Here is a 9,250-nt window from a genome sequence, read left to right as displayed (position 1 = left end):
ACGTGTGAGTTTCTCACGACACACACGGGAGAGTGTACAGTCACGCTTGTCGTACTGAGTTACAAAGTACGAAAAGGAGGCGACTTTTTTATGGCAAGTCAACAAGTATGAGAATCACATTGAAGGCGTATGACCATCAGCTGGTGGATGCATCCGCAAAGAAATCATCGAGACAGTTAAGAAGAACGGATCTAAGGTGAGCGGCGGTTCCGCTTCCGACAAAGAAAGAAGTAGTAACGATCCTGCGTGCTGTTCACAAGTACAAAGACTCCAGAGAGCAGTTTGAACAGAGAACACACAAGAGACTGATCGATATCATCACTCCTACCCAGAAGACGGTAGAGGCGTTGTCCAGACTGGAGATGCGGCAGGTGTGTATATCGACATCAAGATGAAGAACAAGTAAGTTTCAAAAGCAAAAGCAGTAATTCCTAACATTTAGGATGAACGTCCAGGCGGCGTTCCGCTGTAAATTTAAGGAGGAAATCATAATGAAAAAAGCTATTTTAGCTACCAAAGTTGGTATGACCCAGGTGTTCAATGAAGACGGAAGTCTGACGCCGGTACAGTCCTTCAGGCTGGCCCCTGTGTGGTAACACAGATCAAGACAGTTGAAAACGACGGATATGATGCGGTGCAGGTAGGGTTTGCTGACAAAAAAGACAAGACAGTCAACAAGGACAAAAATGGAAAGAAAGAGATCGTTCACCGTCATGGTCTGACCAAGGCTTTGCAGGGACATTTTGCAAAAGCGGGCGTTTCCGGGAAAAGATTTGTAAGAGAGTTCCGTTTTGAGAATGTAGCAGATTTGCGCTGGCGCAGGAGATCAAAGCAGATATCTTTGCGGCAGGGGATAAGATCGACGCAACTGCAATTTCCAAGGGAAAAGGATTCCAGGGTGCGATCAAGAGACATAACCAGCACAGAGGACCGATGACTCATGGTTCAAAGTTCCATCGCCATGCAGGTTCCAACGGAGCTGCTTCTGATCCCAGCAAGGTGTTCAAGGGCAAGAAGATGCCGGGGCATATGGGAAGCAAGAGAATTACCATTCAGAATCTTGAGATCGTCCGTGTAGATGCAGACAAGAACCTGATTCTTGTAAAAGGCTCTGTACCCGGACCGAAAAAGTCTCTGGTAACGATCAAAGAAGCGGTAAAAGGGAACTAGGACTTGGTGAAGGAAGGAGGGATACGGATATGGCAAACGTAGCTGTTTATAATATCGAAGGAAAAGAAGTTGGAACCATCGACTTAAGCGATGCAGTGTTCGGCGTAGAAGTAAACGAACATCTGGTGCATATGGCAGTCGTAAACCAGCTTGCAAATAAGCGTCAGGGAACACAGAAGGCGAAAACCCGTTCTGAAGTGTCCGGAGGCGGAAGAAAACCATGGAGACAGAAAGGAACGGTCATGCAAGACAGGGATCCACCAGATCTCCGCAGTGGACAGGCGGTGGAGTGGTATTTGCTCCGGTGCCGAGAGACTACTCTTTTAAGATGAACAGAAAAGAAAAAAGAGCGGCTCTGAAGTCAGCGTTGAGCTCAAAAGTAGCAGAAAACAAGCTGATCGTAGTAGATGAGATCAAGTTTGACGAGATCAAGACCAAGAATTTCGCAAACATCCTGAAGAACCTGAACGTTTCAAAAGCGCTGGTGGTTCTGGGAGAAGACAATAAAAACGCAGAGATCTCCGCAAGAAATATCGCAGGAGTGAAGACGGCAAGAACAAACACGATCAATGTATACGATATCCTGAAATACAACACATTGATCCTGACGAAAGAGACCGTTGCCAATATTGAGGAGGTGTACGCATAATGGCTAATATTCAATATTATGATGTGATCCTTAAGCCGGTTGTGACAGAAAAAAGTATGGGAATGATGGGAGATAAGAAATACACATTCCTGGTACATCCGGAAGCAACAAAAACACAGGTAAAAGAAGCTGTTGAAAAAATGTTCAACGGAACAAAGGTAAAGAGCGTCAACACGATGAACCTTGACGGCAAGAAAAAAAGAGCGCGTGGTTCCATGAAGTACGGAAGAACTTCCAAGACCAAAAAAGCGATCGTGCAGTTGACGGCAGACAGTGCAGACATCGAGATTTTTGAAGGTCTGTAAAAGAAACAGATATACGGTGCAAATCCGTGAAAACAATAATTAGCAGATTTGAAAGGAGAAGTAACCATGGGAATTAAAACTTATCGCCCATATACGCCTTCCAGAAGACAAATGACAGGTTCTGACTTCGCAGAAATTACGAAAAAGACACCGGAGAAGTCTTTGCTTGCTCCAAAGAGCAGACAGGCAGGACGTAACAATCAGGGAAAGATCACAGTAAGACATCGTGGAGGCGGAGCAAAGAAAAAATACAGAATCATCGACTTTAAGAGAAGAAAAGACGGTATTACAGCCAGGGTTATCGGAATCGAGTACGATCCCAACAGAACGGCAAACATCGCTCTGATCTGTTATGAAGATGGAGAGAAGGCATACATTCTGGCGCCGGAAGGACTGAAGGACGGCATGAAGATCATGAACGGACCGGAAGCGGAAGTCAAGGTCGGAAACTGCCTGCCTATGTCGGAGATTCCGGTTGGTACCCAGATCCATAACATCGAGATGCATCCCGGAAGAGGCGGACAGTTGGTTCGTTCTGCCGGAAACAGCGCACAGCTGATGGCAAAAGAAGGGAAGTATGCAACCCTCAGACTTCCGTCAGGAGAAATGAGAATGGTTCCGATCGAGTGCAGAGCGTCTGTAGGAGTAGTCGGAAACGGAGATCATAACCTCATCAACATCGGAAAAGCAGGACGCAAGCGCCATATGGGATTCAGACCTACCGTTCGTGGTTCTGTTATGAACCCCAACGACCATCCGCACGGAGGTGGAGAAGGAAGAACAGGTATCGGACGTCCGGGTCCATGTACACCATGGGGCAAGCCGGCACTGGGTCTTAAGACGAGAAAGAAAAACAAGTCTTCTAACAAGCTGATTGTAAGAAGAAGAGATGGTAAAGCGATCAAATAATTTTCACAAGGAGGTTAGAACCTATGGCACGTTCAGTTAAAAAGGACCATTTGCAGATGCAAGCCTGCTTAAGAAAATTGATGCGATGAACGAGGCAGGGGACAAGTCTGTTATAAAGACATGGTCACGCCGTTCTACAATTTTCCCGAGTATGGTTGGACATACAATCGCCGTTCATGACGGAAGAAAGCATGTACCGGTGTATGTGACAGAAGACATGGTAGGACACAAGCTTGGTGAGTTTGTGGCTACCAGAACATACAGAGGACATGGAAAAGACGAAAAGAAATCCAGAGTTAGATAAGTAAGAATGTGAAAGGAGGGTTTATCCGTGGCAAAAGGACACAGATCCCAAATTAAAAGAGAGAGAAATGCCAATAAAGATACCAGACCGTCAGCAAAGCTTTCTTACGCAAGAGTATCCGTACAGAAAGCATGCTTCGTGTTGGATGCCATCAGAGGAAAAGATGTGACGACAGCACTTGGTATTTTGACTTATAATCCAAGATATGCTTCCAGCTTAGTAAAGAAGTTGTTGGAGTCAGCCATCGCAAATGCCGAGAACAACAATGGCATGAGCGTGGAAAAGCTTTATGTTGCAGAGGCATACGCAAATAAAGGACCGACAATGAAGAGAATCAGACCAAGAGCACAGGGAAGGGCTTACAGAATCGAGAAGAGAATCAGCCACATCACACTTGTGCTTGATGAAAGATAAGGAGGACAATCATGGGACAAAAAGTTAATCCTCATGGCTTGAGAGTGGGTATTATCAAAGAGTGGGATTCCAGATGGTATGCAGAAAAAGATTTTGCAGACTGCCTGGTAGAGACCACAAGATCAGAAATATCTCAAAAAGAGACTGTACAGCGCAGGATCTCCAAGATCGAGATCGAAAGAGCGTCTGACAGAGTAAAGGTAATCGTATATACAGCAAAACCGGAGTTGTGATCGGAAAAGGCGGAGCTGAGATTGAAAAAGTAAAGAGCGAGCTTTCCCGTTTTACAGACAAGAAGCTGGTGGTAGACATCAAGGAGATCAAGAGACCGGATAAGGATGCGCAGCTGGTAGCAGAAAATATCGCGCTTCAGCTGGAGAACCGTATTTCCTTCAGACGTGCAATGAAATCCTGTATGTCAAGAACCATGAAGGCAGGAGCTCTTGGAGTAAAGACTTCTGTTTCCGGACGTTTGGGCGGAGCAGATATGGCTCGTACAGAGTTTTACAGCGAAGGAACCATTCCTCTTCAGACATTGAGAGCTGATATTGACTACGGATTTGCCGAGGCAGACACCACATACGGAAAAGTAGGTGTGAAGGTGTGGGTGTATAAGGGCGAAGTTCTTCCGAGAAGGCGGCAAAGGAAGGGAGCGATAAATAATGTTAATGCCAAAAAGAGTAAAACGTCGTAAACAATTCCGCGGCACGATGAAAGGAAAAGCGCTGCGTGGGAATACAATTTCACATGGTGAGTTCGGTATCGTGGCTACAGAGCCCTGCTGGATTCGCTCCAACCAGATCGAAGCTGCCCGTATTGCTATGACACGTCATATCAAGCGTGGAGGTAAGGTTTGGATCAAGATATTCCCAGATAAACCGGTAACTACAAAACCAGCTGAAACACGTATGGGTTCCGGTAAAGGAACTTTGGAGTACTGGGTAGCAGTGGTAAAGCCAGGCCGTGTGATGTTCGAGATCGCAGGAGTGCCTGAGGACGTGGCAAGAGAAGCGCTTCGTCTTGCAACACACAAGCTGCCATGTAAATGTAAAGTGGTTTCACGTGCAGACTTAGAAGGCGGTGATAACAGTGAAAATTAATGCGTTTGTAGAAGATTTAAAAACAAAATCAGCTGCAGAGCTGAGTGAAGAATTAGTAGCTGCTAAGAAGGAACTTTTCAACTTAAGGTTTCAGAACGCAACAAATCAGTTGGACAATACAAGCAGGATCAAAGAGGTTAGAAGAAATATTGCCAGAATCCAGACCGTGTTAACGGCAAAGTCCGGCGAATAGAACTTCATTTGAAAGGAGTATAGACCGTGGAAAGAAATCTTAGAAAAACACGAGTGGGCAGAGTTGTCAGCAATAAGATGGACAAAACCATTGTTGTGGCAGTAGAGGATCATGTAAAGCACCCACTTTACAAAAAGATCGTAAAAAGAACATATAAGCTGAAAGCACACGACGAAGCAAACGAGTGTAATATCGGCGATAAGGTAAAAGTAATGGAAACAAGACCGTTGTCCAAAGACAAGAGATGGCGCCTTGTGGAAGTCATGGAAAAAGTGAAATAGTATAAGGAGGGGAACCTGCATGATACAGCAAGAAAGCAGACTGAGAGTGGCAGATAACACAGGCGCAAAAGAGCTGTTGTGTATTCGGGTACTTGGCGGTTCAACAAGAAGATATGCCAGAATCGCGATATCATCGTTGCAAGTGTTAAAGATGCAACACCAGGCGGCGTTGTAAAAAAAGGCAGTAGGGCATCCGTGTTTTAGACCTACTCCTTTTACTTTTAACGCCGCCTGGTGTTGCATCTTTAACACTTGCAACGATGATATCGCCGATTCTGGCATATCTTCTGTTGAACCGCCAAGTACCGAATACACAACAGCTCTTTTGCGCCTGTGTTATCTGCCACTCTCAGTCTGCTTTCTTGCTGTATCATGCAGGTTCCCCTCCTTATACTATTCACTTTTTCCATGACTTCCACAAGGCGCCATCTCTTGTCTTTGGACAACGGTCTTGTTTCCATTACTTTTACCTTATCGCGATATTTACACTCGTTTGCTTCGTCGTGTGCTTTCAGCTTATATGTTCTTTTTACGATCTTTTTGTAAAGTGGGTGCTTTACATGATCCTCTACTGCCACAACAATGGTTTTGTCCATCTTATTGCTGACAACTCTGCCACTCGTGTTTTTCTAAGATTTCTTTCCACGGTCTATACTCCTTTCAAATGAAGTTCTATTCGCCGGACTTTGCCGTTAACACGGTCTGGATTCTGGCAATATTTCTTCTAACCTCTTGATCCTGCTTGTATTGTCCAACTGATTTGTTGCGTTCTGAAACCTTAAGTTGAAAAGTTCCTTCTTAGCAGTACTAATTCTTCACTCAGCTCTGCAGCTGATTTTGTTTTTAAATCTTCTACAAACGCATTAATTTTCACTGTTATCACCGCCTTCTAAGTCTGCACGTGAAACCACTTTACATTTACATGGCAGCTTGTGTGTTGCAAGACGAAGCGCTTCTCTTGCCACGTCCTCAGGCACTCCTGCGATCTCGAACATCACACGGCCTGGCTTTACCACTGTACCCAGTACTCCAAAGTTCCTTTACCGGAACCCATACGTGTTTCAGCTGGTTTTGTAGTTACCGGTTTATCTGGGAATATCTTGATCCAAACCTTACCTCCACGCTTGATATGACGTGTCATAGCAATACGGGCAGCTTCGATCTGGTTGGAGCGAATCCAGCAGGGCTCTGTAGCCACGATACCGAACTCACCATGTGAAATTGTATTCCCACGCAGCGCTTTTCCTTTCATCGTGCCGCGGATTGTTTACGACGTTTTACTCTTTTTGGCATTAACATTATTTATCGCTCCCTTCCTTTGCCGCCTTCTCGGGAAGAACTTCGCCCTTATACACCCACACCTTCACACCTACTTTTCCGTATGTGGTGTCTGCCTCGGCAAATCCGTAGTCAATATCAGCTCTCAATGTCTGAAGAGGAATGGTTCCTTCGCTGTAAAACTCTGTACGAGCCATATCTGCTCCGCCCAAACGTCCGGAAACAGAAGTCTTTACTCCAAGAGCTCCTGCCTTCATGGTTCTTGACATACAGGATTTCATTGCACGTCTGAAGGAAATACGGTTCTCCAGCTGAAGCGCGATATTTTCTGCTACCAGCTGCGCATCCTTATCCGGTCTCTTGATCTCCTTGATGTCTACACCAGCTTCTTGTCTGTAAAACGGGAAAGCTCGCTCTTTACTTTTTCAATCTCAGCTCCGCCTTTTCCGATCACAACTCCCGGTTTGCTGTATATACGATTACCTTTACTCTGTCAGACGCTCTTTCGATCTCGATCTTGGAGATCCCTGCGCTGTACAGTCTCTTTTTGAGATATTTTCTGATCTTGTGGTCTTCTACCAGGCAGTCTGCAAAATCTTTTTCTGGCATACCATCTGGAATCCCACTCTTTGATAATACCCACTCTCAAGCCATGAGGATTAACTTTTTGTCCCATGATTGTCCTCCTTATCTTTCATCAAGCACAAGTGTGATGTGGCTGATTCTCTTCTCGATTCTGTAAGCCCTTCCCTGTGCTCTTGGTCTGATTCTCTTCATTGTCGGTCCTTTATTTGCGTATGCCTCTGCAACATAAAGCTTTTCCACGCTCATGCCATTGTTGTTCTCGGCATTTGCGATGGCTGACTCCAACAACTTCTTTACTAAGCTGGAAGCATATCTTGGATTATAAGTCAAAATACCAAGTGCTGTCGTCACATCTTTTCCTCTGATGGCATCCAACACGAAGCATGCTTTCTGTACGGATACTCTTGCGTAAGAAAGCTTTGCTGACGGTCTGGTATCTTTATTGGCATTTCTCTCTCTTTTAATTTGGGATCTGTGTCCTTTTGCCACGGATAAACCCTCCTTTCACATTCTTACTTATCTAACTCTGGATTTCTTTTCGTCTTTTCCATGTCCTCTGTATGTTCTGGTAGCCACAAACTCACCAAGCTTGTGTCCTACCATGTCTTCTGTCACATACACCGGTACATGCTTTCTTCCGTCATGAACGGCGATTGTATGTCCAACCATACTCGGGAAAATTGTAGAACGGCGTGACCATGTCTTTATAACAGACTTGTCCCCTGCCTCGTTCATCGCATCAATTTTCTTAAGCAGGCTTGCATCTGCAAATGGTCCTTTTTTAACTGAACGTGCCATAGGTTCTAACCTCCTTGTGAAAATTATTTGATCGCTTTACCATCTCTTCTTCTTACAATCAGCTTGTTAGAAGACTTGTTTTTCTTTCTCGTCTTAAGACCCAGTGCCGGCTTGCCCCATGGTGTACATGGACCCGGACGTCCGATACCTGTTCTTCCTTCTCCACCTCCGTGCGGATGGTCGTTGGGGTTCATAACAGAACCACGAACGGTAGGTCTGAATCCCATATGGCGCTTGCGTCCTGCTTTTCCGATGTTGATGAGGTTATGATCTCCGTTTCCGACTACTCCTACAGACGCTCTGCACTCGATCGGAACCATTCTCATTTCTCCTGACGGAAGTCTGAGGGTTGCATACTTCCCTTCTTTTGCCATCAGCTGTGCGCTGTTTCCGGCAGAACGAACCAACTGTCCGCCTCTTCCGGATGCATCTCGATGTTATGGATCTGGGTACCAACCGGAATCTCCGACATAGGCAGGCAGTTTCCGACCTGACTTCCGCTTCCGGTCCGTTCATGATCTTCATGCCGTCCTTCAGTCCTTCCGGCGCCAGAATGTATGCCTTCTCTCCATCTTCATAACAGATCAGAGCGATGTTTGCCGTTCTGTTGGGATCGTACTCGATTCCGATAACCCTGGCTGTAATACCGTCTTTTCTTCTCTTAAAGTCGATGATTCTGTATTTTTTCTTTGCTCCGCCTCCACGATGTCTTACTGTGATCTTTCCCTGATTGTTACGTCCTGCCTGTCTGCTCTTTGGAGCAAGCAAAGACTTCTCCGGTGTCTTTTTCGTATTTCTGCGAAGTCAGAACCTGTCATTTGTCTTCTGGAAGGCGTATATGGGCGATAAGTTTTAATTCCCATGGTTACTTCTCCTTTCAAATCTGCTAATTATTTTTTTCACGGATTGGCCACCGTATATCTGTTTCTTTTACAGACCTTCAAAAATCTCGATGTCTGCACTGTCTGCCGTCAACTGCACGATCGCTTTTTTGGTCTTGGAAGTTCTTCCGTACTTCATGGAACCACGCGCTCTTTTTTTCTTGCCGTCAAGGTTCATCGTGTTGACGCTCTTTACCTTTGTTCCGTTGAACATTTTTTCAACAGCTTCTTTTACCTGTGTTTTTGTTGCTTCCGGATGTACCAGGAATGTGTATTCTTATCTCCCATCATTCCATACTTTTTTCTGTCACAACCGGCTTAAGGATCACATCATAATATTGAATATTAGCCATTATGCGTACACCTCCTCAATATTGGCAACG

At 45.2% G+C, this 9,250-nt stretch carries 8 protein-coding genes and 14 pseudogenes; 12 read left to right on the top strand and 10 right to left on the bottom strand.

All coding sequences use genetic code 11. The annotated features are described in order from the left end of the window. Positions 1 to 107 precede the first annotated feature (107 nt). From rpsJ to FYJ34_RS00140, 12 genes and pseudogenes are all read left to right on the top strand, one after another. Positions 108 to 406, top strand: a pseudogene (rpsJ, locus tag FYJ34_RS00195) (30S ribosomal protein S10). A gap of 85 nt (positions 407 to 491) precedes the next feature. Beyond that, positions 492 to 1,170: pseudogene (gene rplC / locus FYJ34_RS00190) on the top strand (50S ribosomal protein L3). 29 nt (positions 1,171 to 1,199) lie between these two features. Continuing rightward, positions 1,200 to 1,819, top strand: a pseudogene (rplD, locus tag FYJ34_RS00185) (50S ribosomal protein L4). Next, positions 1,819 to 2,124 carry a 50S ribosomal protein L23 gene (rplW, locus tag FYJ34_RS00180; RefSeq protein ID WP_154475249.1) on the top strand — a complete coding sequence of 102 codons (306 nt, stop codon included), beginning with the start codon at positions 1,819 to 1,821 and terminating at the stop codon, positions 2,122 to 2,124. Before rplD ends, rplW (FYJ34_RS00180) begins: the two are co-directional and overlap by 1 nt. A gap of 66 nt (positions 2,125 to 2,190) precedes the next feature. Then, the gene (rplB, locus tag FYJ34_RS00175; RefSeq protein ID WP_154475247.1) at positions 2,191 to 3,033 is read left to right on the top strand and encodes a 50S ribosomal protein L2; all 843 of its coding nucleotides are present in this window, start codon (positions 2,191 to 2,193) and stop codon (positions 3,031 to 3,033) included. 23 nt (positions 3,034 to 3,056) lie between these two features. Continuing rightward, positions 3,057 to 3,337, top strand: a pseudogene (gene rpsS, locus FYJ34_RS00170) (30S ribosomal protein S19). 27 nt (positions 3,338 to 3,364) lie between these two features. Beyond that, complete coding sequence (gene rplV, locus FYJ34_RS00165; protein ID WP_320651908.1) at positions 3,365 to 3,751, top strand: 50S ribosomal protein L22; 387 nt, start codon at positions 3,365 to 3,367, stop codon at positions 3,749 to 3,751. An 11-nt stretch (positions 3,752 to 3,762) separates the two neighbouring features. Continuing rightward, positions 3,763 to 4,445 (top strand): annotated as a pseudogene (gene rpsC / locus FYJ34_RS00160) (30S ribosomal protein S3). Beyond that, the gene (gene rplP / locus FYJ34_RS00155; protein WP_154475243.1) at positions 4,414 to 4,851 is read left to right on the top strand and encodes a 50S ribosomal protein L16; all 438 of its coding nucleotides are present in this window, start codon (positions 4,414 to 4,416) and stop codon (positions 4,849 to 4,851) included. The pseudogene rpsC (FYJ34_RS00160) and the gene rplP (FYJ34_RS00155) overlap by 32 nt, the downstream one beginning before the upstream one ends. Continuing rightward, a complete protein-coding gene (gene rpmC, locus FYJ34_RS00150; RefSeq protein ID WP_320651906.1) occupies positions 4,841 to 5,044 on the top strand; it encodes a 50S ribosomal protein L29 in 204 nt (67 codons plus the stop codon). The genes rplP (FYJ34_RS00155) and rpmC overlap by 11 nt, the downstream gene beginning before the upstream one ends. A gap of 26 nt (positions 5,045 to 5,070) precedes the next feature. Beyond that, entirely contained in the window at positions 5,071 to 5,325 is a 255-nt protein-coding gene (gene rpsQ / locus FYJ34_RS00145) for a 30S ribosomal protein S17 (RefSeq protein ID WP_320651905.1), read from the top strand. 19 nt (positions 5,326 to 5,344) lie between these two features. Next, positions 5,345 to 5,508 (top strand): annotated as a pseudogene (locus tag FYJ34_RS00140) (uL14 family ribosomal protein); the annotation flags it as partial. A 31-nt stretch (positions 5,509 to 5,539) separates the two neighbouring features. On the opposite strand, the pseudogene FYJ34_RS00135 reads toward FYJ34_RS00140, so the two are convergent. From FYJ34_RS00135 to rplW (FYJ34_RS00095), 10 genes and pseudogenes are all read right to left on the bottom strand, one after another. Further along, positions 5,540 to 5,699 (bottom strand): annotated as a pseudogene (locus FYJ34_RS00135) (uL14 family ribosomal protein); the annotation flags it as partial. 27 nt (positions 5,700 to 5,726) lie between these two features. After that, a pseudogene (gene rpsQ / locus FYJ34_RS00130) lies at positions 5,727 to 5,971 on the bottom strand (30S ribosomal protein S17); the annotation flags it as partial. A gap of 26 nt (positions 5,972 to 5,997) precedes the next feature. Next, positions 5,998 to 6,077: pseudogene (locus tag FYJ34_RS15470) on the bottom strand (hypothetical protein); the annotation flags it as partial. Between the two features lie 12 nt (positions 6,078 to 6,089). Continuing rightward, positions 6,090 to 6,137: pseudogene (locus tag FYJ34_RS15465) on the bottom strand (hypothetical protein); the annotation flags it as partial. Between the two features lie 51 nt (positions 6,138 to 6,188). Beyond that, positions 6,189 to 6,624 (bottom strand): annotated as a pseudogene (gene rplP / locus FYJ34_RS00120) (50S ribosomal protein L16). Continuing rightward, positions 6,624 to 7,279 (bottom strand): annotated as a pseudogene (rpsC, locus tag FYJ34_RS00115) (30S ribosomal protein S3). Before rpsC (FYJ34_RS00115) ends, rplP (FYJ34_RS00120) begins: the two co-directional pseudogenes overlap by 1 nt. 11 nt (positions 7,280 to 7,290) lie before the next feature. Next, positions 7,291 to 7,677 carry a 50S ribosomal protein L22 gene (gene rplV / locus FYJ34_RS00110; protein ID WP_320651908.1) on the bottom strand — a complete coding sequence of 129 codons (387 nt, stop codon included), beginning with the start codon at positions 7,675 to 7,677 and terminating at the stop codon, positions 7,291 to 7,293. 27 nt (positions 7,678 to 7,704) lie between these two features. Then, entirely contained in the window at positions 7,705 to 7,986 is a 282-nt protein-coding gene (rpsS, locus tag FYJ34_RS00105) for a 30S ribosomal protein S19 (RefSeq protein ID WP_154475239.1), read from the bottom strand. A gap of 23 nt (positions 7,987 to 8,009) precedes the next feature. Continuing rightward, positions 8,010 to 8,849, bottom strand: a pseudogene (gene rplB / locus FYJ34_RS00100) (50S ribosomal protein L2). Between the two features lie 67 nt (positions 8,850 to 8,916). Next, a pseudogene (gene rplW, locus FYJ34_RS00095) lies at positions 8,917 to 9,220 on the bottom strand (50S ribosomal protein L23). Between the last annotated feature and the right edge of the window lie 30 nt (positions 9,221 to 9,250).

The sequence above is a fragment of the Suipraeoptans intestinalis genome, assembly GCF_009696485.1.
Taxonomy (GTDB): domain Bacteria; phylum Bacillota; class Clostridia; order Lachnospirales; family Lachnospiraceae; genus Suipraeoptans; species Suipraeoptans intestinalis.
Note: the sequence above shows the minus strand (reverse complement) of the source record. Positions and strands in the feature narration are given on the sequence as shown.